The sequence below is a fragment of the Micromonospora fluostatini genome, assembly GCF_050410825.1.
Taxonomy (GTDB): Bacteria; Actinomycetota; Actinomycetes; order Mycobacteriales; family Micromonosporaceae; genus Micromonospora; species Micromonospora rosaria.
Map to the genome: position 1 here is coordinate 1,817,583 of NZ_CP191251.1, position 22,831 is coordinate 1,840,413.

General features: G+C 76.0%; 19 protein-coding genes and 1 pseudogene. 10 read left to right on the forward strand and 10 right to left on the reverse strand.

Features of this window, described 5'->3' with window-relative positions; all coding sequences use genetic code 11:
* Positions 1–25: 25 nt before the first annotated feature.
* Both ACQUFX_RS07585 and ACQUFX_RS07590 read left to right on the forward strand, forming a co-directional pair.
* A complete protein-coding gene (locus tag ACQUFX_RS07585; RefSeq protein WP_428965317.1) occupies positions 26–361 on the forward strand; it encodes a hypothetical protein in 336 nt (111 codons plus the stop codon).
* Between the two features lie 241 nt (positions 362–602).
* Positions 603–1,295, forward strand: a pseudogene (locus ACQUFX_RS07590) (NAD(P)H-binding protein); the annotation flags it as partial.
* Between the two features lie 16 nt (positions 1,296–1,311).
* On the opposite strand, the gene crcB reads toward ACQUFX_RS07590, so the two are convergent.
* The 3 genes from crcB to ACQUFX_RS07605 all read right to left on the reverse strand — a co-directional run bounded on the left by crcB (position 1,312) and on the right by ACQUFX_RS07605 (position 3,431).
* Positions 1,312–1,674, reverse strand: coding sequence for a fluoride efflux transporter CrcB (crcB, locus tag ACQUFX_RS07595; RefSeq protein WP_428965318.1), 363 nt, complete (start codon positions 1,672–1,674; stop codon positions 1,312–1,314).
* The gene (locus tag ACQUFX_RS07600) at positions 1,671–2,144 is read right to left on the reverse strand and encodes a FluC/FEX family fluoride channel (protein ID WP_428965319.1); all 474 of its coding nucleotides are present in this window, start codon (positions 2,142–2,144) and stop codon (positions 1,671–1,673) included. The genes crcB and ACQUFX_RS07600 overlap by 4 nt, the downstream gene beginning before the upstream one ends.
* A 123-nt stretch (positions 2,145–2,267) precedes the next feature.
* Positions 2,268–3,431 (reverse strand): hypothetical protein, encoded by a 1,164-nt coding sequence (locus tag ACQUFX_RS07605; RefSeq protein ID WP_428965320.1) that lies wholly within the window; start codon positions 3,429–3,431, stop codon positions 2,268–2,270.
* A gap of 419 nt (positions 3,432–3,850) precedes the next feature.
* Between ACQUFX_RS07605 and paaI the strand changes: the two genes are divergently transcribed.
* The gene (paaI, locus tag ACQUFX_RS07610) at positions 3,851–4,240 is read left to right on the forward strand and encodes a hydroxyphenylacetyl-CoA thioesterase PaaI (RefSeq protein WP_428966889.1); all 390 of its coding nucleotides are present in this window, start codon (positions 3,851–3,853) and stop codon (positions 4,238–4,240) included.
* Between the two features lie 80 nt (positions 4,241–4,320).
* On the forward strand, positions 4,321–4,905 hold the full coding sequence (locus tag ACQUFX_RS07615; RefSeq protein WP_428965321.1) for a dienelactone hydrolase family protein: 585 nt from the start codon (positions 4,321–4,323) through the stop codon (positions 4,903–4,905).
* A gap of 71 nt (positions 4,906–4,976) precedes the next feature.
* Here the strand turns inward: ACQUFX_RS07615 and ACQUFX_RS07620 are convergent, their stop codons facing one another.
* A complete protein-coding gene (locus ACQUFX_RS07620; protein WP_428965322.1) occupies positions 4,977–7,934 on the reverse strand; it encodes an adenylate/guanylate cyclase domain-containing protein in 2,958 nt (985 codons plus the stop codon).
* A 188-nt stretch (positions 7,935–8,122) separates the two neighbouring features.
* On the opposite strand from ACQUFX_RS07620, the gene ACQUFX_RS07625 reads away from it, so the two are divergent.
* Both ACQUFX_RS07625 and ACQUFX_RS07630 read left to right on the forward strand, forming a co-directional pair.
* A complete protein-coding gene (locus ACQUFX_RS07625; protein ID WP_428965323.1) occupies positions 8,123–11,032 on the forward strand; it encodes a helix-turn-helix transcriptional regulator in 2,910 nt (969 codons plus the stop codon).
* 142 nt (positions 11,033–11,174) lie between these two features.
* The gene (locus ACQUFX_RS07630) at positions 11,175–11,945 is read left to right on the forward strand and encodes a DUF5995 family protein (protein WP_428965324.1); all 771 of its coding nucleotides are present in this window, start codon (positions 11,175–11,177) and stop codon (positions 11,943–11,945) included.
* 257 nt (positions 11,946–12,202) lie between these two features.
* Here the strand turns inward: ACQUFX_RS07630 and ACQUFX_RS07635 are convergent, their stop codons facing one another.
* From ACQUFX_RS07635 to ACQUFX_RS07660, 6 genes are all read right to left on the reverse strand, one after another.
* Positions 12,203–12,415 (reverse strand): hypothetical protein, encoded by a 213-nt coding sequence (locus ACQUFX_RS07635; protein ID WP_428965325.1) that lies wholly within the window; start codon positions 12,413–12,415, stop codon positions 12,203–12,205.
* Between the two features lie 99 nt (positions 12,416–12,514).
* On the reverse strand, positions 12,515–13,720 hold the full coding sequence (locus tag ACQUFX_RS07640) for a low temperature requirement protein A (RefSeq protein WP_428965326.1): 1,206 nt from the start codon (positions 13,718–13,720) through the stop codon (positions 12,515–12,517).
* A 156-nt stretch (positions 13,721–13,876) separates the two neighbouring features.
* A complete protein-coding gene (locus ACQUFX_RS07645) occupies positions 13,877–14,641 on the reverse strand; it encodes a helix-hairpin-helix domain-containing protein (protein WP_428966890.1) in 765 nt (254 codons plus the stop codon).
* 856 nt (positions 14,642–15,497) lie between these two features.
* Positions 15,498–16,844, reverse strand: a complete 1,347-nt coding sequence (locus ACQUFX_RS07650) for an FAD-dependent oxidoreductase (protein ID WP_428965327.1) — start codon at positions 16,842–16,844, stop codon at positions 15,498–15,500.
* Between the two features lie 17 nt (positions 16,845–16,861).
* Positions 16,862–17,212, reverse strand: coding sequence for a TcmI family type II polyketide cyclase (locus ACQUFX_RS07655; protein ID WP_428965328.1), 351 nt, complete (start codon positions 17,210–17,212; stop codon positions 16,862–16,864).
* Between the two features lie 167 nt (positions 17,213–17,379).
* Positions 17,380–18,276, reverse strand: a complete 897-nt coding sequence (locus ACQUFX_RS07660; protein ID WP_428965329.1) for an AfsR/SARP family transcriptional regulator — start codon at positions 18,274–18,276, stop codon at positions 17,380–17,382.
* Positions 18,277–18,688: 412 nt separating this feature from the next.
* Between ACQUFX_RS07660 and ACQUFX_RS07665 the strand changes: the two genes are divergently transcribed.
* The 4 genes from ACQUFX_RS07665 to ACQUFX_RS07680 are packed head-to-tail and all read left to right on the forward strand — an operon-like array spanning position 18,689 to position 22,736.
* Positions 18,689–19,024, forward strand: a complete 336-nt coding sequence (locus ACQUFX_RS07665) for a TcmI family type II polyketide cyclase (RefSeq protein WP_428965330.1) — start codon at positions 18,689–18,691, stop codon at positions 19,022–19,024.
* Positions 19,021–20,769, forward strand: a complete 1,749-nt coding sequence (locus tag ACQUFX_RS07670; RefSeq protein ID WP_428965331.1) for an acetyl-CoA carboxylase carboxyltransferase subunit alpha — start codon at positions 19,021–19,023, stop codon at positions 20,767–20,769. The genes ACQUFX_RS07665 and ACQUFX_RS07670 overlap by 4 nt, the downstream gene beginning before the upstream one ends.
* Positions 20,766–21,263 (forward strand): acetyl-CoA carboxylase biotin carboxyl carrier protein, encoded by a 498-nt coding sequence (accB, locus tag ACQUFX_RS07675; RefSeq protein ID WP_428965332.1) that lies wholly within the window; start codon positions 20,766–20,768, stop codon positions 21,261–21,263. The genes ACQUFX_RS07670 and accB overlap by 4 nt, the downstream gene beginning before the upstream one ends.
* Before the next feature lie 21 nt (positions 21,264–21,284).
* Complete coding sequence (locus tag ACQUFX_RS07680) at positions 21,285–22,736, forward strand: acetyl-CoA carboxylase biotin carboxylase subunit (RefSeq protein WP_428965333.1); 1,452 nt, start codon at positions 21,285–21,287, stop codon at positions 22,734–22,736.
* The last annotated feature ends 95 nt before the right edge of the window (positions 22,737–22,831 follow it).

Below are 22,831 nucleotides of genomic sequence, written 5' to 3' on the forward strand. Positions count from 1 at the left end.
GGGAGCCCCGAGGAGAGGAGTCGAGATGGCCTGGTGGAACCGACGGTCCCGGTCCGACGGGACGGTCCCGACCAAGCTCGACCGCGAGGCGACCCGGGAGGACCTGGCCGCGCTGGAGGAGTTCGTGACCAGCCGGCGGGGCGTGGAGTTCTACCTGGAGCCGGAGACCACGGCCACCGACACGACGGTGATGGCGATCGCCTTCGACGGTGAGTGGATCCGCCGCCGGACCGGATCTCCGCAGGTGGCGGCGAAGATCGCGCACCGGCACGCGGTGCCGCTGTACGAGGCGGCCCGCACCGGGTACCCGGAGCGGATGCGTTCCTGGAACCGGGCCCACCCGGAGCGCCGGCTGCGCTGAACCCGCACAACCGGGATGTGCCGCAGGGGCCGGGGCGGGGTGGGCGGCGGAATCCCGTTGACCCGGCCCGCGCCGGCGGCCAGGGTGGGTCGGTGCAGCAGACGGACCAGATCGTCGTCACCGGCGCCTCCGGCGCCCTCGGCCGCCTCGTCGTCGACCAGCTTCTCCGCCGCGTCCCGGCCGAGCGGTTGGTCGCGGTGACCCGTGTCCCGGCCACGCTCACCGAGCTCACCGGTCGGGGGTCACCGTGCGGCACGGCGACTACGACGACCCGGTCAGCCTCCGGTCGGCGTTCCGCGGGGCGTCCCGGCTGCTGCTGGTCTCCTCGCCGGAACTGGACCCGGCCCGCCGGAGCGCGCAGCACCGCGCGGCGGTCGACGCGGCCCGGCGCGTCGCCGTCGGCGCGGTCGCCTACACCAGCTTCCTCGGTGCCGACACCGACGCCACCGGCCTCACCGAGGCGCACCACGCCACCGAGCGGGCGATCGAGGCCAGCGGGCTGCCGTACACCCTGCTGCGCCACCCGTTCTACAGTGACGCCTTCCTCGACGCGGGCGGCCTGCGCGCGGCGGTCGCCGCCGGGGAGGTGACCAGCAGCACCGGCGGGGAGGGCCTGAACACGGCGCTGCGGCGGGACCTCGCCGAAGCCGCCGCCGTCGTGCTCACCGGGCCCGGACACCTCGGCCGGGGCTACGACCTCACCGGGCCACTGTGGACCTATCCGGACCTCGCCGCCGTCCTCACCGCCCTCACCGGCACCCCGGTCGGACACCGCGAGGTGCCCGCGCAGCCCGGCGCGATGGGCTGGCTGCACGGCCTGGCCCGGGCGGGCGCCCTGTGCCGGCAGACCGGCGACCTGGCGGGCCTGCTGGGCCGAGCGCCGGTCCCGCTGCGGCAGGCGGTCGCCGAGGCGCTGGCCCACCCCGGCCGGTGAAACCGGCGCTGACCGGTCAGCCGGCCAGCGCGCGGGCCAGGGCGTAGCCGGCCCAGGCCGCGCCGAGCCCGGCGACCACGCTGCCGACGACGTTGACCAGCGCGAGCGGTCGGGCGCCGGCCCGAGCCAGGCGTACCGTCTCGTAGCCGCAGGTGGACCAGGTGGTCAGGGCGCCGCAGAGACCGGTACCGAGCAGCGCGGCGACCGCCGGGCCGACGGGTACCCCGACCAGCGCGCCGAGCAGGAACGAGCCGGCGACGTTGACGGTCAGGGTGCCGAACGGGAACCGCCCCCGGTGCCGGGCCTGCACCGCCCGGTCGACCAGGTACCGCAGGGGCGCGCCGACCGCCGCGCCCACCGCGACCAGCAGCACGGTCACCGGGCGGCCCGCCGGTCCAGCAGCGCCGTCGTCACGGCCTCGCCCACCCACACCGCCGTCAGCGCGCCGGCCACGGTCGCCACCAGGTACGTCCCGGCGGTGGCGAGGGCGCCGGCCTGCACCGCCCGCTGCACCTCCACCACGTACGTGGAGAAGGTGGTGAACCCGCCCAGCACACCGACCCCGAGGAACGGACGGACCAGCGGGCCGGGACGGCCGCGGTCGACCAGCACCATCAGGACTCCGATCAGCAGGCAACCGAGCACGTTGACGCCGAAGGTGGCCCACGGGAACCCGGCCGGCGGATGGGGCGCCGCCGCCTGCGCCCCGGCCCGGGCCAACGCGCCCAGCATCCCACCGGCGGCGATCACGCCGAGCACCGCCACCGGCCGGGCGACGACCTCCGCCCGGTCGCCGGGCACCCGCAGGTCGACGTCCGGGTCGATCCGGCGGTCGGGGGATGGGGTCACGGCCTCTCCGTCCGGTCACGACCGACGCCGGCCGGGACAGCCGCGACCGGCTCCGGCCAGCATAGATCCGTCCGGACGGGCGCCCGCCGGGGGCGCTGTACCGGGCCGAGGCGGGATGAAGTCCTACCGCGCGGCCCGTCGGTCGGCGGTCGGGTACCGGTCGCCCCGGTCGTCCGCCGCACCGGCCGGGCCGGGCACCGCCGGCCGGGGACCGGGGTCGGGGGCCGGTGCGGCCGGGCGGGCCGCCAGCCCGCCGAGCACGGCACCGACGATCGCGCTGAGGGTGACGGTCCCGGTGGCCACCTCCGGCGTCCACCGCACCCCGTCGGCCAGCGCCAGGCCGACCAGGTGCCCGGACCAGACCAGCCCGGTGAAGGTCGCCCCGGCCAGCGGCAACCGCAGCGCGGCGGCCCGGCCACGGACCGCGTCGAGCCGGTGCAGCACCCCGTCGGCGACGGCCGCGCCGCCGACCGCGCCCACGGCGGCCACGGTCTGCGACGCCGGGAACTCGTACATGCCGAGGGTGAACAGGGCCACCCCGGCGACCACCGCCGTACCGGCCCCCGGGGCGGCCCGCCGCCGGTGCAGCAGCAGGAACGGCACCACCAGCAGGACGGTGGTGACCAGGTACGCGTCCACGCCGAGCAGCGCCGCCTGCTGCTCGGCCGGCGGCCCGACCGGGTGGGTCGGCGCGGTGCCGAGCAGCGCCGACGAGTGGCTGAGCAGGATCGTCGGGGTCATCGCGCCGAGCGTCGCCGCGCCGATCCCGGTGACCGTCCGCAGCCCGCCCTCCCCGGTGTGCCACCAGGACCGCAGCGGGCTGGTGACCAGCAGCAGCGCGCCACCGTCCAGCAGCAGGTGGCTCGGGCTGAACGAGGCGTCCAGGCCGACCTCCACCCCGAGGGTCTCGTGCCAGGTGAGGTCGGCCAGCGCCGCCGCCGCGAAGACGACCACGCCGAGCGCGCCGACCCGGTACCCGGCCGGCCACCCGTCGCGCCACCAGCGCGGGGCGTGTGCCCGGCGCCGGTACGCCAACCAGAACGTCCACGCCGCCGTCCCGGTGAATCCGGCGTAGAGCAGGCCGTGCCACGGGGTGAAGAAGCCCTCGATGGTCTCGATCACGTTGGTGTGCGCCCACCCGTCGGCGAGCGCGCCGCCGATCAGGCAGGTCGCCAGCAGGAGGGTGACCAGGTCCTCCCGCCGACTGGCCGGCGGCACGAGCCGGCCGACCGGCGGGAACGGACCGCCCCCGGCGGCTGGTACCGCTCCGACGTCACTGCGCGTCACCGCCGTCTCCCTTCCGCACGGGCCGGCGTCGACTGACGAAGCCGATTCCGTCGCTGGTCAGAGCATCGACAGCGGCGCTGGCGCCCCGCCCCGGCATGCTCTGCGTCATTGTGCCGTGCCACTGCGTCACGGCGGTGATGCCGCGCGGGGTCGCGGTGGTGATGCCGCGCGGGCGGGTACCGGCCGGCGGGGCGAGGGGGCGGGCGTACCGTACCCGGACGACGACCCGGCCGTGGACGGCCGCGACCGGGCCGCCGTGGCGTGGTGACGGTGGCCCCGGCGTGGCACGGCCCGGCAGGGGCGGGAGGGAGAGCCCGGTGCGTGTGGGTGGAACCGGCGGCCCGCCGCCGACGGACGGGCGCCCGGCGGGGCCCGGCGGCGGCTCCGGCACGCCGCCGGGGCGCACCGCCGCGCACGACATGTTCGACGCCGACGTCGCCTCGCGCGGGCTCGGCATCGAACTGGTGTCGGCCGGGGAGGGCGTCGCGGTGGCCCGGATGCGGGTGGCCGCGACGATGCTCAACGGTCACGCCATCGCCCACGGCGGTTTCGTGTTCCTGCTCGCCGACACCGCCTTCGCCCTGGCCTGCAACAGCCGGGGACCGGTCACCGTCGCCGCCGGTGCCGAGATCAGCTTCGTCCGGCCGGTACGCGCCGGTGACCTGCTGGTGGCCCGCGCCGCCGAGCGGACCCGGTACGGGCGCAGCGGCATCTACGACGTCACGGTCACCCGGGACGACGAGGTGGTCGCGGAGTTCCGGGGACGCAGCCGCGCCCTGCCCCGGCCCGGGGGTCCGTCGGCTGGTTGACCCCGCGCCGGTCGCGGGGCGTCCGCGTCGGCCGGCCCGGCGTACCCGAGGTTGTCGGTGCCGTCGGGCACGATGGCCGGATGAGCGAGATCCTGCTGTTCCACTCCGTCCTCGGGCTGCGGCCGGCCGTGACGGCCGCCGCGCAGCGGCTGCGGGCGGCCGGGCACCGGGTGCACACCCCGGACCTGTACGGCCAGCCGGCGGTCGACACCGTCGACGAGGGGTTCGCCCTGCTCGCCCGCGTCGGGCAGGACGTGGTGCTGGAGCGGGCCCGCGCCGCGCTGGGTGGGCTGACCACCGATCCGGTGCTCGCCGGCATGTCGATGGGCGCCGGCATCGCGGGTGCGCTGCTCGCCGACCGGCCCGGTACGCCCGCGCTGCTGCTCCTGCACGGCACCGGAGGCGCTCCGGAGGAGGTTCGTCCGGGTCTGCCGGTGCGGCTGCACATCGCCGACCCCGACGAGTACGACCCGCCGGCCGAGGTGACCGACTGGCACCGGTCGATGGTCGCGGCCGGTGCGGACGTGTCGGTGTGCCGCTACCCCGGGGTCGGGCACCTCTACACCGATCCGGGGACGCCTGAGTACGATCCGGCGAGCGCCGAGCTGACCTGGGAACGGTCCCTGGCCTTCCTGGCCGGGCTGCCCTCGCGCGTCGACGGGTAGCCCGCGACGCCGTCGCGCACCGGCGCGGGGCGTGTCCACCCACCCGGTGTGTCGTGTCGGGTCGTGCGGGGTCAGGCGGCCAGGGTTGGTCGGCCGGCTGGTCGGCCGGCCGCAGACGGGAGGCGGTCCACCCGGCGGGCGGTGCCGGGTGGCAGGGGCGCGTCGTCGCGCGCCGTGGCAGTCGGGTCGACGGGGTCGGCCCCGGTGAATCGCCCGACCCGCCGGCCGGCGGCTCCGATGGGGACGACGGCGGCCCAGGTCCGCGCGTCCGCCGGCCGCGTCCGGCCCGCCCCGGGCCTGCCGGCGCCCTGCCGGGCGACGATCTCCGCCCGTGACGTGCTGCCCATGCGGTCGTCGCCGGCCATGCGGCCCCTCGGCTGGCGCCCCCGCGCCGCCGCGCCGTCGGCCCGGTCGGCGGGGATCGCCACGCCCACGGGTCGGTCGACGGCGCCGACCGGCCGGTCGCCGACGATCGTCAGGACCGCTGGCCGGGCGACGGCGCTGGCCCTCCCGGTGGAGCTGGGCCTCACGGCAGGACCGGGCCTCACGGCCGCACCGGGCCTTACGGCCGCACCGGGGGTCACGGCGGCGCCGGGCCTAGCGGCGCTGACCGTCCGGTCGGCGGTGGCTCCGGTGTCGGCGGCTCCGGCGCTGGTGGCTCCGACGGCGGTGGCCCTGGTGCTGGCGGCTTCGACGGTGCCGCTGGTGGCGCTGGTGGCGGTGGCGCTGGTGGCGGTGGCCCCGGTGGCGGTGACCGCCGTGCCGGCCCGTGCGACGGGCGACGCCCCGCCCGCCGGGCCGGCGACCCGCGTCGTCGCACGGGTCGCGGAGCGGTCGGACTGCCGGGTCTGCGGCCGGGCCGGGGACGTCGTGGCGGCGGTGGGCGCGCGGTGTGCCGTCGGCGCACCGGCGTCCGGAGCCGGCCCGGCCGCCGCCATGACCGGCCGGATGCCGGCGGGCCGGGCGGTGCCGGCGGCGACCGGCTGGATGCCGGTGACCTCGAACGACCTGGCGGTGTCCAGCGACGTGGCAGCGTCGCGGGACTCGGTGGTGTCGCAGGGCCCGGCGGTGTCGCGGGACCCGGCAATGTCGACCGACCGGGTGGTGTCGACCGCTCGGGTGGTGGCGGTGACAGCGGGCCCGGTGGTGGTGGGCCCGGTGGTGGTGGGCCTGGTGACAGCGGGCCTGGTGACAGCGGGCCTGGTGACGGCGGTGTCGAGGGCGACCGGGGCGGCGGCCGGGACCGGCGGTGCCGGCCGGTCGCCGACGCCGGGACGGCCGGCCGCCCGCCACGCGGCGGCCCGCCGCGCGAACTCGGCCCGGACCGCCCGGGGCAGCCGGCCGGTCGCGACGCGGCGCAGGGTGGGCTCGACGACGGCGTACCCGGCGGCCTGCCGGACCAGCAGCCCCCGGGCGGCCAGCTCGTGCAGCACCGGAGCGCTGTGCCCCGGCGCCCACCCGAGCAGCCGGTCCACGGCGGTCGCCACGATGCCGGTGTCGAGGCTGGCGCTCGCCATCAGCACCGCACGCTGCACGCCGTCGAGCAGGTCGAGGCGGGCCTCCACGCTGCGGCGTACCGCCTCGGGCAGCGGCAGGTCGGTCGCCGCCGGGTCGTACCCGCCCTCGGTGACCAGTTCGACGTAGGCGGTGGCGTACCCCGGGTTGCCGCCGACCAGGGGCAGCAGCCGGTCGACGCGGGTGCCCGCCTGGCCGGCGCGCACCAGCAGCCGGCGCAGCAGCCGCCCGGTGTCGACCGCGCCGAGCGGACCCAGCGCGACCGTGTGCCGGCGGGCGGGGCCGGGCAGCACGTCGGCCCAGCGGGGCCGGTGGGTGACCACGACGGCCAGCGGCAGCCCCCGGTCGGTGGCCGCGCCGAAGACCTGCCGCAGGAAGGTGGCCACCCGCAGGTCGGCCCGGTCCAGGTCGTCGACCGCGACGACGACCGGTTGCCGGGCGGCCAGGCCGAGCAGCACCTGCCCCCAGGCGGTGGCGCCCTCGGCCGCGGCGGCGGATCCGTCCGGGGTGCGCAGCAGCCCGGTCAGCGCCCGTACCGCCGAGGGGAGCCGCCGCGCCGGCAGCAGGCCGGCGAGCGCGGTGGCCAGCCGGCTGCGGACCTCCGCCGGCTGGTCGGTCTCCCGGACCCCGGCGTACGCCCGGACCATCGCGGCCACCGGGGCGAGCGCGTCGCCCGGGTGGGGCGCGCACCGGGCGACGCACCACCGCACCGCCGTGCCGTCGACGCTGGGCAGCGTACGGGCGAGTTCGTGCAGCAGGCGGCTGCGGCCGGTGCCGACCGGTCCGGTCAGCGCGACCCAGCACGGGCTGCCCTCGCGCAGGGCCCGGCCGAGCTGGTCGCGGGCGTCGGCCAGTTCGCGGCGACGGCCCACCAACGGCGCGCGGTGCGGCTCCGGCGTCGTCGGAACGGGCTCCTCGGCGAGCCAGAGGTCGAGGGGCGCGGCCTTGCCGGCGACCGTCACCGGTGGCAGCCGCCGCTGCCCGATCAGCCCGGTGGTGGCCCGGTGGGTGGCCGCGCAGAGCACCACCGCGCCCGGCGGGGCGTACGCCTGGAGACGGGCGGCGGTGGTGATCACCGCGCCGCTGGCCATCCCGTGTGCACCGTCGTGGCTGCCCGGCACGTCCACCACCACCTCACCGGTGGCCACCCCCACCCGGATCCGCACGGCGGTCCCCGCCACCAGTGGCTTGCGGTCCACCGCCCGCTGGATCTCCAGCCCGGCCCGCACCGCCCGGTACGCGTCGAAGCCGTCGGAGCGGCGTGCCCCGAAGATGGCCATCACCGCGTCACCGACGTACTTCTCGACCACGCCGTCGAAACGCCGCAGGACCCGGGCCACGGTGGTGAAGTACGCCTGTTGCAGGGCGCGGACGTCCTCGGGGTCCAACCGGTCGACCAGCGCGGTGGATCCGACGATGTCGGCGAAGAGGACGGTGACGATCCGCCGCTCCTCCGGGATCGGCCAGCCCGGCGGCACCGGCGTGACCTCAGTGACGATTGTTGATGTTGACATCGCAACCACCTCTCCCCCGCGTGGTTTCACACGACTTCAGGAGATTCCCACTCCTGGACCGACAGGGGATCGGCAAAACGACGTATGTCGGCCCAGCGCAACCTTTGGTCGTAATGTCGACGCGAGGAGTACCACAAGGGCGATAAGGCCGTAGAGCGGTGAGCTGACCGTTGACTAGGCTGCCCTGCATGGCCAGCGATGTGGACACCGCACCGCTCGTCGGCCGGGCCGACCAGCTGGCGATGCTGCGCGCCGCGCTCCTCGACGACGTCGCCCAGGGGCACACCGCCGCCGTCTTCGTGACCGGTGAGAGCGGGGTCGGGAAGACCCGGCTGTTGCGGGAGACGGCGGCTCGACTGCGTGCCCGGGGGGCCGTGGTGTTGACCGGCGCGTGCCTGGACATCGGCGACGCCTCGCCGCTGCACCCGTTGTTGCAGGCGTTGCGGCGGCTGGATGGCGACATCGCCGCGTCGCGCGCCCGGACCACCTCCGCGGTGCGGGGGCTGTTGCAGATGTTCGCCGAGGAGAAGGCGGGCCCGGACGGCGCGGGCGCGCTGCTGGAGCGGGTCTCCCGGGGGTTGCACCTGATCGCCGAGGGGCGTCCGCTGGTGCTCGTCCTGGACGACCTCCAGTGGGTGGACCGCACCACCCGCCAGTTGCTGCTCTACCTGCTCGCCGGCCTCGGTGACCTGCAACTGTCCGTGCTGGCGGCGGTGCGGGCCGAGTCGTTGCAGGGGGCGCACCCGCTGCGGCGGGTGCTAACCGAGCTGCGGCGGCTGCGGTCGGTGCGGGTGCTGGACCTGGCGCCGCTGGATCGGGCCGGCACCGAGCAGCTCGCCGCCGCGGTGGTGGGCCGGCCGCTGGGTCCGGAGGCGGCGGATCTGGTGTGGCAGCGCAGCGGCGGCAACCCGTTCGTGGTCGAGGAGCTGGCCCGGGACCTGCGGGACGGCCGGGACGGGTTGTCCGACACGTTGCGGGAGATCTTCCTGGACCGGGTGGACGCGTTGCCGCAGCACGCGCACCAGGTGGTGCACGCGGTGGCGGCCGGTGTGGAGCCGGTGGAGCACTGGTTGCTGGCGAAGGTGGTGCGGCTGCCGGAGGGTGAGCTGATCGAGGCGGTCCGGGCGGCGGTGGCGCACCGGCTGCTGGTGAGCGCGGACGACGGGTACCGGTTGCGGCACCGGTTGGTGGCCGAGGTGCTGGCGCACGAGTTGCTGCCGGCGGAGCGGTCGGTGCTGCACCGGCGGTACGCGGAGGCGTTGACCGCGGCCCCGGCGGAGCTGCACCAGGCGCGGTTGGCGCACCACTGGCGGTTGGCCGGGGAGCCCGCGCGGGCGCTGCCGGCGGCGGTGGCCGCCGCGCAGGAGGCGCAGCGACTGCACGGGTACGCCGAGGCGCACCGGCACTGGTCGGTGGCGGTACAGTTGGCCGACGGGGCGGCCGGCCCCGGCGCGTTGGACGTGGACCGGGGCGCCCTGCTCGGGCACGCGGCCGAGGCGGCGCACCACTGCGGTGAGCACGCCCGCGCGCTGGCCCTGCTGGAGGAGTTGGCGACCGGCGCCGGTGGCCTGCTGTCCTGTTCGCTGCGGATCCGGCGGGCCCGGTACCTGGCCTCGGCGGGCCGGTCGGCACCGGCCGAGGAGGAGTACCGGCTGGTCCTGGAGGACCCGGCGTGCACGCCGGGGGAGCGGGCCACCGCCGCGGCGTACCTGGCGGAGCTGCTGGTCCAGATGGGCCGGTACGCCGACGCCGGGCAGCGGGCGCGGGAGGCGTTGCAGCTCTGCTCGGCGGTGGAGGGGTCCGTCTCGGAGGTGGTGCGGGCCAGCGCGGCGCTGGGGTTCAGCGAGGCGTACCTGGAGGATCCGGACGCCGGGTTGGCGGTGATGCGGGAGGCGTTGACCGTCGCGGAGCGCTCCGGCCGCCCGGACGACATCGCCTGCGCGTACCTGCACCTGGCGGAGCTGCTGACCGGGCCGTTGAACGTCATCGAGGAGGGGGTGGTGGTGGCCCGCCGGGGTGCCGAGCGGGTCGCCGACCTGGGGCTGGGGCGCACGTACGAGACCCGGCTGCTGGCCATCGCCACCAACGGGCTGTTCCGGGTGGGGCAGTGGGCCGAGGCGGAGAAGGTGGTCGCGGCGGCGTTGCGGCACCGGCCGTCCGGGGCCGACGCGGTGGAGTTGCTGCTGGCCCGGTGCCGGTTGTCGGTCGGGTACGGCGAGGAGGAGGCCGCCGACCGGGACCTGGACGCGGTGGCCACCGTGCTCGCCGGTGGTGGGGCCCGGCACGTGCTGCCGATGCTGACCCTGCGGGCCGGGCTGGCGATGTGGCAGGGCCGGCACGACGTGGCCCGGCAGGCGGTGCAGCGGGGCCTGACCGAGAGCCGCTCCGACGACGTGGCGATCCTCGCCGCGCTGGTCTGGCACGGGTTGCGGGCCGAGGCGGAGGCGTTGGCCAGCCGCACCGTCGAGGTGGACCGCACGGCGGTGCGCCGGTTGCGGGAGGCGATGGAGCGGGTGGCGACGCGCAGCGCCAGCGCGGCCCGGCAGGTCCGCAGTGTCGTCGACGGGTTCCTGGCCCTGTGCGCGGCGGAGTTGAGCCGGATCGACGGGCGCAGCGACCCGCAGTTGTGGGCCCGGTCGGCCCTCGAGTGGGACCGGGGCAACCACCCGTACCCGGCGGCGTACTCGCGGGTGCGGCAGGCCGAGGCGCTGCTGGCCCGGCGCAGCCGCACCGTGACCGCCGCGAAGCTGCTCCGGCAGGCGTACGAGGTGACGCAGGGGTTGGGCGCGGTGCCGATGACCGACGAGATCCGGGCGCTCGCCGGGCGGGCCCGGATCGACCTGCAGGACCGGACGGCGGAGCCGCCCGGTCGGCCGGGCACGGTGGCCGAGCCGACCAGTGACGAGTTGGCGATGCTGACCGCGCGGGAGCGCGAGGTGCTCGCCGCCGTGGCCGAGGGGCTGACCAACAAGGAGATCGGTCAGCGGCTGTTCATCAGCGAACGGACCATCGGCGTGCACGTGTCGCACATCTTCGACAAGCTCCAGGTCCGGACCCGGGTGCAGGCCAGCGCCATCTTCCTGCGCCAATCCTCCTGAGTGACCGGTCGGTCACCGGGCGGGGTCGTGGTGCGTCGCTGGTAATACGTCATTCTACTGATCCCGCCTGACGTGCCGCCTGCGACGCTGTCCCCCGTCGATGGCAACACGGGGTGCCTCGGGGACTGGACGTGGAGGAGAAATGACCGAACCGGTGTGGGGGCCCGTGCATCGGGACATCGTCGACCTGCTCGCCGACCACCCGGCCGACGTGCCCGCGGTCGTCGACCACCTCACCAAGCTCCAGGACATGCTCGTCCGGCTGCCTCCGCTGGAGGCGAGCAACCCGTTGGCCGACTTCAACCGGCTGTACCTGGTGATCACCGAGAGCGTGCTGGACGGGCTCTACGACGGCCGGTTCGCCGACCCGGTGTTCCTGTCCCGGCTGGACGTCGAGTTCGCCGCCCGGTACTTCGACGCGTTGCGGATGTGGACCGAGTCCAGCCCCGGCACGCCGAAGGCCTGGACCTGCCTGTTCGAGCGGATGCGGGGGCCGGACGCCCGGCCGTTGCCGTCGGCCGCCGCCGGGGTCAACGCGCACATCAACTTCGACCTGCCGTTCGCCCTGGTGACCACCTTCGACCACCTGGAGTCCGAGCCGGTCGACAGCAGCGAGCAGCACGCCGACTACCTGGAGATCAACGCGATCTTCGCCGACAAGATCCCGTCGTTGCGGCGCGGCTACCTGGAGCGGTGGCAGCTCATCATCGACACGCTCAACGGCGACATCGACGACTGGTACCAGGGCGAACTGGTGGAGTACACCCGGGACGTCGCCTGGCGCAACGCCCAGAAGATCTGGCGGTGCCGGCACGACCCGGAGGCCCGGGAGAGTGAGCGGGCGCGGCTGGACCGGACCGCCGCGGCGCTCGGTCGGCTGCTGCTCTCGCCCCTCGGGGCGCTGTTGCAGTAGGTCGGGACGGGGGGTCCCCGCGTTCCGTCCGCCGGACGGGGCGCGGGGACGTCGACGGCGTCCCGCCGAGGGGGGACCGGCGGGAGCGTGGGGGGACCGGATCGGCCACCGGGGGGTTCGGGTGGGCGGTCCAGGGGCTGGGGTGGGCCGGTCGACCAGGGGGGTGTCGACCGGCCCGCGCCGGTGTGCGCGGACCGGGCCGCCCCGGGCGGGCCCGCGCCGGTCCACACCGGCACCGGGTCACTGCGAGTGCTGGGTCACTGCGAGGGCTGGGGAAGTTCGCAGTCGACCTTCGGGTTGGCGCCGACGTAGTTCAGCGGACCCGCCACGATGGTCACCAGGATGGTGCCCGCCTCGGCACAGTTGGTCTCGTCGTCACCGCTGAAGTAGCCCCGCTGACCGGCGGCGACGGCACCGATGACGAGCCAGATCACGAGGATGATTCCCAAAAACGACGGGCCACGACGCATGGCTGCCTCCCGGATTTCGCTGGTGGTCGAGTGCGGCGGGATGTACCCAGTCGCGCCCGACGGCTAACGGCACCCGGTGCGGCGGATGGCCGTTTCCGGTCAGTGCGGGGGGACCGGCTCCTCCAGGGGGCGGTTCCAACTGCGCGACATGTCGTACCCGGCCACGCCGGTGAGCACCAGCGCCGCGAGCCCGGCGACCGCCAGCGGCGGGAGGACCAGCGCGGGTGGCACGGCGGCGGCCAGGGCGAGCAGCCCGCCGAGGCGGGACCAGGAGACCCGGCTGTACACCTCGTACTCGAAGGCGGACCGGCCGAACAGGAACAGCGCCGGGCCGCCGAGGATGAGCGCCACCCAACCGACGGGGGTGGTCCCGGTGGGTTGCTTGAGGAACAGGTCGAAACCGGCCGCGCTGGTCACGATGCCGGCGACCATGACCAGATGCGTGTACGGGGCCGTCTGGAGGTAGCGGCCCGGCGCGCGGGCGGCGGAGATGGCCACGGCGAGCAGTTCGCCGGAGCGGTGTACGTAGATCCGCCAGAGCAGCAGGGTGCTGCTGAACGCGATGGTGAAGGCGGCCAGGTTCCCCGCCTCCGAGCCACCCGCGCTGAAGATCGTCCCGATGACGAGGATCGCGTCCCCCAGCGCGATGATGACGAACTGCTGGTACCGCTCGGCCAGGTGGTCCGGGGTGACGGCGAGCACCGTGTGCGGGAGCCGGCCGCGTCGCGGCACCGGGTACGCCAGCCACAGGCCGAGGTAGTCGATGGTCAGGGCGACCAGCCACAGCGCCTCCCGGGCCGGCCCGGTGCAGATCCCGCCGGCCACCCAGAAGACCGAGGAGACCAGGAACCAGGCCGCGAAGTGCCTCGGCCGGCGCCGCAACCTGGGTTCGTGGCGCATGTTGACCGCGAGCACCACGCCCCGGCCCAGGTGCAGACCGGCGTACGCGACGGCGAAGACGATCCCCCGCTCCTCGAACGCCTGGGGGATGGCGGTGGTCATCAGCAGCGCGGCGAACATGACCACGACGAGCAGCAGTTTCATCGCCGGCCGTTCCGGGTCGTACACCTGGGTGGCCATCGTGGTGATCACCCAGGTCCACCAGACCGCCATCAGCAGGATCAGCGCCCGCAGCGCCTGGTGCCAGCTCACGTCGGAGAACAGTTCCCGCGAGATCAACGCGAGGGCGGCGACGTAGACCAGGTCGAAGAAGAGTTCGAGGAGGGTGACCCGCCGGCTGGAGTCGGCGTCACGAGCCAGCGAGCGCCGGCGCCCCGGTGCCGGTTCCGGGGCTGCGTCCTGCACACCTTGCTCCCGTGGTACCCGAGTCGGTGGGGGCCGTCCGACCCCTGCCCCGAGGGTATCGGCAGGACGTGTGCCTTATGTCTGATTCGTGGACATCGTCGGGTGAGGGGTGCGGCCCGGCGGCCGGTCCCCGGACCGGCCGCCGGGCCGACGCGCTCAGGACCGTTCGGCGGGCCCCACCGGCAGCACCTCGGCCGCCTCCACGGGCGCCCCGGCCAGCACCGCCGCCTGTTGCGACCAGGTGGCCAGGCCGGGCGCGGAGCGCACCCCGGCGCCACGCAGGGTCTCCCGCAGGGCCGCCTCGTCCAGGTCGGCGAGCTGCCGGTACGTGCGGATGCCGGCGGCCTGCAACGCCGCCGCCAGCTTCGGCCCGATGCCCTGGATCCGGCGGAAGTCGTCGGCCGCCGCCGGTTCACCGTCTGCGACGACGGCAGCGGCGCTCTCGTGCTGCATGGCAGCCGGGCTGCTCCCGTGCTGCGGCGCGACCGGCTCGGCGACCGGCTCGGCGACCGGCTCTGGCCCGGCGGTGTCCGGCTGCGCGGGTGCCGGCGCGGACACCTCGGCCGGCGTGGCCACGGTGGCCTCCGCCCCGGCGTCGCTGTCGCTGTCGGCCACCGGGGCGCTGGTCCCGCTCTTCCCCGGGGCGTTGTCGGTCCCCGCCGGGGTGCTGTCGGTTCCCGCCGGAGCGCGGTCGGTTCCCGCCGGGGTGCTGTCGGTCTCCGGGGTGCTGTCGGTCTCCGGGGCGCTGGCCCCGGTCACCGGCACCGTGCCGCTGGCCACCGGCGTGGTCGGGTCGGCGACCGGGATCACGTCAGGGGTCGGGTTCACGTCGGCGGCCGGGGTCACGGCGGCGGTCGCGGCGTCGGGCAGGTCGCTCTCCGGCGTGGCCGGGCCGGTCTCGGCCGTGGGCAGGTCGGCCACCGGCTGGGGCAGGTCGGCCACCGGCGTGGGCCGGTCCGTGCCGGGCGCGGTCGCCTCGACGGTGGCCGGGGGGATCTCGTCCTCCGGGGACCGCTGCGCGGGCACCGTGGGCGATGCCGGGGCCGTGACGTCGTCCTCGGGCTCCGGCGCGACGACGGACGCGGTCGGGGTCGGGGTGCTGGTCGGGGTGGAGTCGGCGTCGAGGCCGGAGGCGTCGACCGGGGCGGGGTCGGTGCCGGCCGGCGTGGTGGCGGCCACCGGGGTCGGGTCGTTGCTGTCGATGGTGGCCGTGCCGGCCGTGCTCTCGACGGCGGCGACCGGGGCCGGGTCGATCACGGCCGCGGGCGGGTCGGCGTCGATCGTGGCCCGCTGTCGGGGCGCGTCGACGACGGCGACGGGCTGGTCGACGGCGACGGTGGCGGCCGGCTCCTCGACGACCGGAGCGGGGGGCGGCGTGGCGACCGGCTCCTCGGTGGCCGGCGCGGGCGGCGGCGTGGTGGCGGCGACCGGTACCGGCCCGGCGACGGTGGCGGCCGGGTCACCGGCCACGGTGGAGCCACCGGCCGGCGTGCCCTGCCGGCCGCGCACTATCCAGCCGCCAACCGCACCGACCGCCAGCGCCAGGATCACTACCAGGAAGTGCCCAAAGGTCCACGACACGGGAGAACCGCCCTCTCACCTCGGTCGAAAAGTCGCGAAGAAAACTCGGGGCAGCTTCGCACACCGACGACGTGGGCGACCGCGCGGCTCACCGCCTTCCGTATCTGGAGAAATGCCATGTGTCGGAACGGTTTCCGGCTCGCGACCGACGGTGACCGCCGGGGCGGTGCGGCGCCGGTGGTGCCGGCGGCCGGGGTCAGTCGTCCTCGCCCCGGTAGGTGTAGAAGTCGTCGACGAACTTGCGCCGCAGTGCCGGTACCCGGCTCGTGACGCGGAAGTACCCCCGCGCGCCGAGCAGCGCCAGCCGGCCGAGGAAAGGCCGGTAGAGGCGGTCCCCGCCGTTGGTGCCGTTGCGGGACAACGAGTCGGCGACCCGGGCGAAGCCGTACGGGAGCATCGCCGCCTCGTAGTCGGCCACCGCCTGCAGCAGCGTCTTCTCCCCGGCGGCGGCCCGGACGAGCTGCCGGCACAGCAGCGCGGCGTCCCGCAGTGCGGTGTTCGCCCCCACGCCCCGCCCCGGGGTCATCGAGTGGATGGCGTCGCCGAGCAGGGTGACCGTACTGCTCTTCCACGGCGGCACCGGATCCGAGGTGGCGACCCGGATCGGCATCGCGGTGCCCGGGTCGGCCCGTGCCAGCAGCTCGCGCAGGTGCGGATGCCAGCCCCGGGTCAGGTCGAGGGCGAGGCTGATCAGCTCCCGGCCACGCAGCCGCATCACGTCCGCCGGGAAGGTCCGGGCGGTGCTCCACAGCACGATGTTGACGTAGTCGCGGGTGGTGTCGTGGCGCAGGCCGGGCCACCGGGCGAGCAGCGCCGCGTCGGCCTCGGACAGGCCGGGCCGCAGCCGGCCCTCCCGGTCCCACTTGAACTCCATCACGTGCAGCACGCCCATGATCCCGCCGGTGGCGAAGATCAGCGAGATGCCCCGGCGGACCCGTTCGGGCAGCACGGACCGGGTGTGCTCGGTCAACGGGATCTTCACCGCGATGTTGACCGTGCCGGCGTCCCGGATCACCGCGTGCGGCAGGTACTGGCGGCGGACCGCCGAGTGGGTGCCGTCGGCGGCGACCAGCAGGTCGCCCACCGCGCTGCCGCCGTCGGCGAAGTGCGCGGTGACCGTACCGTCGTCGTGCTGCTCGTACCGGGTGAAGGTCCGGTCGAAGTGGACCACGTCCTCCATCCCGGTGAGCAGCACCTGGCGCAGGGTCATCCGGGCCACCGAGCGTTCCGTCTCCACCGGGTCGGTGTCCGGCCGCAGCTCGAAGGAGGCGGTCTCGTGCAGCCGCTCGGTGATGACGGTGAAGTACCCGGGGGACCGGGCGCAGGTGGCGACGAAGACGTCGAACAGCTCCGGTGGCAGGCACTCCCGCAGCGCCTTGCTGCCGGTCGGTCCGATGCCGATCCGGTAGCCGAGCAGACCGTCGGCGCGGGTGCGGTGCCGCTCGTAGACCGCGACGTCGATGCCGGCCCGGCGCAGCCCGTGCGCCAGGCACATCCCGCCGGTGCCGGCGCCGACGACCAGCACCCGTGGTGTGGTTCCCACGTCCGGACCCGCCCCGCTCAGCCGGCGGCGCCGGTGACGGTCACCGCGTCGCTGGCGTTCCAGTTGTAGAAGCACCCGGCGATGGCGTCCCGGGGGGAGCGCCAGGTCGGCAGGTACGGCGAGGTGTGGGCCGAGAGCCGTTCGTTGACCTCGAGGAACAGCGGGTGGTTGCGGGCCGCGGCCAGTTCGTCCGGGTCGACGTCGGCGGTCTCCATCAGGTGGACGCACACGTCGTGCAGGGAGTACAGGGACCGGTGCCGGACCCCGGTGAGGCCGGGCAACTCCGTCGCGTCGGACTCGCTGAAGATCTGGGCCACCCGGCCCTCCGAGCCCGGGATGATCCGGCTGACGATCAGTAGACGACTCATGGGACCCCTTTCGCCGGTGGCGCGGTCGACCTCGGGGTCGCCGGCGCCACGGGACACCTGTGCCGCCACCATGACCGTCGGCCAGTCACCGTGTCGTCACGCCTGCCGGGCGGGTGGTGACGGCGGACCGCGCGACGGGGCGGGGTCGAGCGGCGGTCGTGGTGCCGTCAGCGGGGGCGGGGGGTGCCCCGGTCGGCCGGGCCCGGCCGGGGCCGGGCGGCACCGGCCGGGCTGGCGGGGCTGGCGGGGCTGGCAGGGCTGGCAGGGCCGGCAGGGCCGGCAGGGCCGGCAGGGCCGGCGGGGCCGGCGGCACCGGCGGGGCTGGCCCGGCGGATCGGCGCCAGGGTGTCGGCGAGCAGCGCGGACATCGCCGCCGACGGCTCCAGGCGCAGTTCGCGCAGGAGCAGGTCGCGGTAGACGTAGAAGGCGTGCACCGCCTCGAAGGCGTTGCCCTCGGCGAGGTGGATGCGGACCACCAGCCGGTGCGGGGTCTCGCGCAGCGGCTCGGCCGCCATCGCCTCCAGGGCGGCCTCCAGCGCCTCGCCGTGCCGGCCGGCCGCGAGGTGGTGCCCGGCGACCTGCTCCAGCATGTGCAGCCGTAACTGGCGCAGCCGTTCCCGGTCCAGCAGCACCCAGTCGTCGTACCAGCCGGGGAGCAGGTCGTGCCGGCCGGCGGCCAGCGCCCCCTCGACCAGCCCGGGGTCGTCGCCGTCGCGGATCCGGGTGGCGGTGTCGACCAGGTCGTCGACGTCGAGGTGGACCAGCGGGTCCAGCCGGACGGTGTCGCCGGTGACGGCCAGCGGGCAGCAGGGATCCTGCCGCAGCCGCCACAGCGCGGTGCGCAGCGACGACAACGCCCGCTCCTCGGCCGCCTCGGGCCAGAGCAGCCCGGCGAGGTTGCTGCGGGTCGCGTCGGGGCGGAGCCCGATCAGGGCGATGACGCGCTGGAGCCCACGGGGCACCACCACCGGTGCCCCGTCGCGCAGCAGCCGGAACCCGCCGAGCAGGTGCAGGGACACCGAGGGGTGCTGCGCCCGGGCGGGCGTGCGCGGATCAGCGGTCACGGGCGGCACCCCCTGCAGTGGAACCGGAGTCCCGGCTTTCCGTCACCGGCGCGGCTGTTCGGCGACGCCGCTGTCGAGGTCGCGCCGCGCGGCGGGTGACGCGCGACCGCCGGGCTGGCCGTGCCGAACACTAACAACCGCAGTTACGCTGAGTCAACGCACGGGTCGAGATTGTGACCTTCGGCTTCGGTGGGTGCACCCCCTCTGATCAGCGAAAAAGTGTCAGCCTCTGGGTGGCGTCCACAGCGGGGGCTGGGATTGTTCACAGCTTCCGTCAACGGAACGTCACCGAATGTGGTGTCCGGTGGGCGGCGCGCGGTGACGGTGCCGTGACGGCGTACCCCGCATCGTGTCCACACCCGTCCGACGTGGCCGCCGGCCACCCGTCGATGTGCCGTGGGGGTGGCAGTTCATGGACCGTTCGCTGATCATCGCGAAGGTGGTGCCGACCGCCGAGCAGCAGGTGGCCGAGATCTTCGCCGACTCCGACGCGACGGAGTTGCCGGGTCTGGTCGGGGTACGCCACCGGTCGCTGTACCGGTTGGGCGACCTCTACGTCCACCTGCTGGAGACCGAGTCGCCGGCCGGTGACTCGGTGGAGGCGGTCCGGGATCACCCGGAGTTCACCCGGGTCAGCGACCGGCTGCGCCCGTACATCTCGCCGTACCTGCCGACCTGGCGGTCACCCCGGGACGCGATGGCGCACCGCTTCTACCACTGGGACGCGACCCCCGGGCGGCGGCCGTGACCGCCACCGCGCCCCCGGGCGGGCAGCTCTGGTCCCGCTGCGGGGGCTGCGCGACCCTGCTGTACCGCAAGCGGCTCTCCCGCAACCTCGACGTCTGCCCGGAGTGCGGCACGCACGCCCGCCTCGGGGCGCCGGAGCGGCTGCGGCAACTGGTCGATCCCGGCTCCTTCGTCCCGCTGCCCGACCGGCCGGCCGACGTGGACCCGATCGACTTCGTGGACCTGCTGCCGTACCCGCACCGGCTCTCCGCGGCCCGCGCGGCGACCGGGCTGGCCGAGGCGGTGCTCTGCGGTACCGCCACGGTCGGCGGGCACCGGGCCGCGCTGGCGGTGATGGACTTCCGGTTCCTCGGTGGCAGCCTCGGCGCGGCGGTCGGCGAGCTGATCACCCGTACCGCCGAGCGGGCCCTCGACGAGCGCGTCCCGCTGGTCCTGGTGACCGCCTCCGGCGGCGCCCGGATGCAGGAGGGCGCGCTGTCGCTGATGCAGATGGCCACGGTCAGCCAGGCGGTGGCCGCCCTGCGCGAGGCGGGCGTGCTGACGGTCAGCATCCTCACCGACCCGACGTACGGCGGGGTGGCCGCCTCCTTCGCCACCAACACCGACCTGGTGCTCGCCGAGGCCGGCGCGCGGATGGGCTTCGCCGGCCCCCGGGTGATCCGGCAGGTTACCGGGCGGGCCCTGCCGGAGGGGTTCCAGACCGCCGACTTCCTGCTGCGCCACGGCCAGGTCGACATGGTGGTACCCCGCCGGGTCCTGCGGGGCCGGCTGGCGTCGGTGCTCGCCGCGGCCCGCGCCGGCCGCCCCCCGGCGGCACCGCCCGGCCCGGCCTCCCCGCCGGCCGGCGGGCCGGCCCGCCGTACCGTGCCCGGCGGCCCGGCGGCCCCCGGTGCGGCGGACGTCGCGGGCGGCTCGGGTGACCGGGCGGCGGGGGGCCGGGATCCCTGGGAGACCGTCCGGACGGCCCGGAACCCGGGGCGACCCACCACCCTCGACTACCTGGACAGCGCCTTCGACGGCTTCGTGGAGCTGCACGGCGACCGGCTCGGCGCGGACTGCCCGGCGGTGGTCGGCGGCCTGGCCCGGCTCGACGGCCGGCACCTGATGGTGATCGGACACCAGAAGGGACACAGCACCGCCGAGTTGGTGGCCCGCAACTTCGGCATGGCGAGCCCGGCCGGGCACCGCAAGGCGCTGCGGCTGATGCGGCTCGCCGCCCGGCTGGGCCTGCCGGTGGTCACGCTGGTCGACACCCCCGGCGCCGACCCCGGCGTCGGCGCCGAGGAGCACGGCCAGGCCGCCGCCATCGCGGAGAACATCCTCACCATGAGCTGCCTGCCGACGCCGGTGGTCGCGGTGGTCACCGGGGAGGGCGGCAGCGGTGGCGCGCTGGCCCTGGCGGTCGCCGACCGGGTCCTCATGCTGGAGCACGCGGTGTACTCGGTGATCAGCCCCGAGGGGTGCGCGGCGATCCTCTGGCCGGACCGGTCCGCCGCCCCGCAGGCCGCCCGCGCGCTGCGGCTCACCGCGCCGGACCTGTGCCGGCTCGGCATCGTCGACGAGGTGGTGCCCGAGCCGGCGCCGGCCGCCCAGGCCGACCCCACCGGAGCCGCCGAGCTGCTGCGCACGGCGGTGACGGCGAACCTGCTTCCGCTGCTGGACGTACCGCCCGCGACGTTGGTCCGTCGGCGTCGGGAACGGTTCCGCCGCTACGGCGCCCGGGGCCCGCAGGCGGGTACCCGATGAGCGCCCCGACCGACGACGACGCCGTGCTGGCCGGGCTGCGCCGGCACGCCCGGCACCTGGTGGCCGAACTGGCCGGGCCGGTGCGCCGGGTCCGGCTGCGCAGCGGGCACACGGCGCTGGAGGTGGAGTGGCACGGCGCGGCACCGGCGCCACCGGCGCCCCGGACCGCCCCCGCCGACGTCCCCTCCGCACCCGCCGCCGTTCCCACCGTCCCCGCGCCGGTCCCCACGGCCACCGTGCCGCCGGCCGGCGAGCGGGTCGCGGTCCGGGCCCCGATCGTCGGCACCTTCTACCGCGCCCCGGAACCGGGGGCCGCGCCCTTCGTCGCGGTCGGTGACCTGGTCCGGGCCGGCCAGGTGGTCGGCATCGTCGAGGCGATGAAGCTGATGAACGAGGTGGTCGCCGACCGGGCCGGCCGGGTGGTGGAGCTCCCGGTCGCCGACGGCCAGCCCGTCGAGTACGACCAGCCGCTGGTCGTCGTGGAACCGGTCTGAGGGCGCCGGGGTGGTGTGCTGATGTTCGACAAGGTGCTGATCGCCAACCGGGGCGAGATCGCGCTGCGGGTGCTGCGGGCCTGCCGGGAACTGGGCGTGCGGACGGTGGTGGCGTACTCCAGCGCGGACGCCGACTCGCTCCCCGTGCGACTGGCCGACGAGGCGGTGCGGATCGGCCCGGCGGCCAGCCGGCGCAGCTACCTCAACGCGGCGGCGATCGTGGAGGCGGCCCGGCAGACCGGGGCCCAGGCGGTGCACCCCGGCTACGGGTTCCTCTCCGAGGACGCCGACTTCGCCGAGATCTGCGCGGACAACGGGCTGACCTTCGTCGGCCCGCCCCCGCACGTGATGGCCGCCCTGGCCGACAAGTCCTCGGCGCGGGCACTGATGCAGCGGGCCGGGCTGCCGCTGCCACCGGGCAGTGTGCAGACCGTGCCGACGCTGGCCGGGGCGGTCGAGGTGGCCGACGGGATCGGGTACCCGGTGATCGTCAAGGCGGCGGCCGGCGGGGGCGGCCGGGGGATGACCGTGGTCCACCACGCCGCCGACCTGCCCCGGGCGTACGCCCGCACCCGGGCCGCCGCGCTGGCGGTCTTCGGCGACGACCGGGTGTACGTGGAGCGCTTCCTGACCGAGGCGCGGCACGTCGAGGTGCAGGTGCTCTGCGACGCGCACGGCAACGGCGTGCACCTGGGCACCCGGGACTGCTCGGTGCAGCGGCGGCACCAGAAGCTGGTCGAGGAGGCGCCCGCGCCCGGTCTGTCGGAGCGGACCCGGGAGGCCATCGCGGCGGCGGCGCTGCGCGGCGTGCTCGACGTCGGGTTCACCGGGGCCGGCACGGTGGAGTTCCTGGTCGACGCCGCCGGCGAGTTCCACTTCCTGGAGATCAACTCACGGATCCAGGTGGAACACCCGGTGACCGAGATGATCACCGGGATCGACCTGGTGCACGAGCAGCTGCACATCGCCGCCGGTACGCCCCTGCGCTGCCGCCAGGCCGACGTCCGTCCGACCGGGGTCGCGGTGGAGTGCCGGGTCAACGTCGAGGACCCGGACCGGGACTTCGTCCCGACCCCCGGCCGGCTGGACCGGTTCCGCCCGCCGGGCGGCCCGTTCACCCGGGTCGACACCCACGGCCATCCCGGCTACCTGGTCGGGCCGCACTACGACTCGCTGCTGGCCAAGGTGGTGGTCTGGGCCCCGGACCGGGACCTGGCGCTGTGCCGGCTGGACCGGGCGCTGACCGAGTTCGACGTCGCCGGGCCGGGGATGCGCACCACCATCCCGTTCGTCCGGCGGGTCCTCGACGACGCCGCCTTCCGCGCCGGCCGGTACACCACCGGCCTGGTCGACCGGCTGCTCCGGGTGACCCCACCCGGACCGGAACCCGCCGCCTGCGCATCCGCACCGACGCCGGACCCCGCCCCGGCGTCCCCGGGCCCCGTTCCCGCCCCGGCGGCCCCGCCGCCGTAGCCGGCACGCCCGCCGCGCTGGCGGGCGTCGCCTCCGGTCCCGGACCCGTCGCGGCCGGCCCCGGACCCACCGACGTCGCCGGGGCCACCGGCGAC

Bases quoted from the DNA above. Each gene is read 5' to 3' on its own strand.
- ACQUFX_RS07585 (WP_428965317.1), top strand. From the start codon at position 26: ATGGCCTGGTGGAACCGACGGTCCCGGTCCGACGGGACGGTCCCGACC.
- accB (WP_428965332.1), top strand. From the start codon at position 20,766: ATGAGCGCCCCGACCGACGACGACGCCGTGCTGGCCGGGCTGCGCCGG.
- ACQUFX_RS07655 (WP_428965328.1), bottom strand. From the start codon at position 17,212: ATGAGTCGTCTACTGATCGTCAGCCGGATCATCCCGGGCTCGGAGGGC.
- paaI (WP_428966889.1), top strand. From the start codon at position 3,851: ATGTTCGACGCCGACGTCGCCTCGCGCGGGCTCGGCATCGAACTGGTG.
- ACQUFX_RS07615 (WP_428965321.1), top strand. From the start codon at position 4,321: ATGAGCGAGATCCTGCTGTTCCACTCCGTCCTCGGGCTGCGGCCGGCC.
- ACQUFX_RS07630 (WP_428965324.1), top strand. From the start codon at position 11,175: ATGACCGAACCGGTGTGGGGGCCCGTGCATCGGGACATCGTCGACCTG.
- ACQUFX_RS07680 (WP_428965333.1), top strand. From the start codon at position 21,285: ATGTTCGACAAGGTGCTGATCGCCAACCGGGGCGAGATCGCGCTGCGG.
- ACQUFX_RS07665 (WP_428965330.1), top strand. From the start codon at position 18,689: ATGGACCGTTCGCTGATCATCGCGAAGGTGGTGCCGACCGCCGAGCAG.
- ACQUFX_RS07625 (WP_428965323.1), top strand. From the start codon at position 8,123: ATGGCCAGCGATGTGGACACCGCACCGCTCGTCGGCCGGGCCGACCAG.
- ACQUFX_RS07620 (WP_428965322.1), bottom strand. From the start codon at position 7,934: ATGTCAACATCAACAATCGTCACTGAGGTCACGCCGGTGCCGCCGGGC.
- ACQUFX_RS07635 (WP_428965325.1), bottom strand. From the start codon at position 12,415: ATGCGTCGTGGCCCGTCGTTTTTGGGAATCATCCTCGTGATCTGGCTC.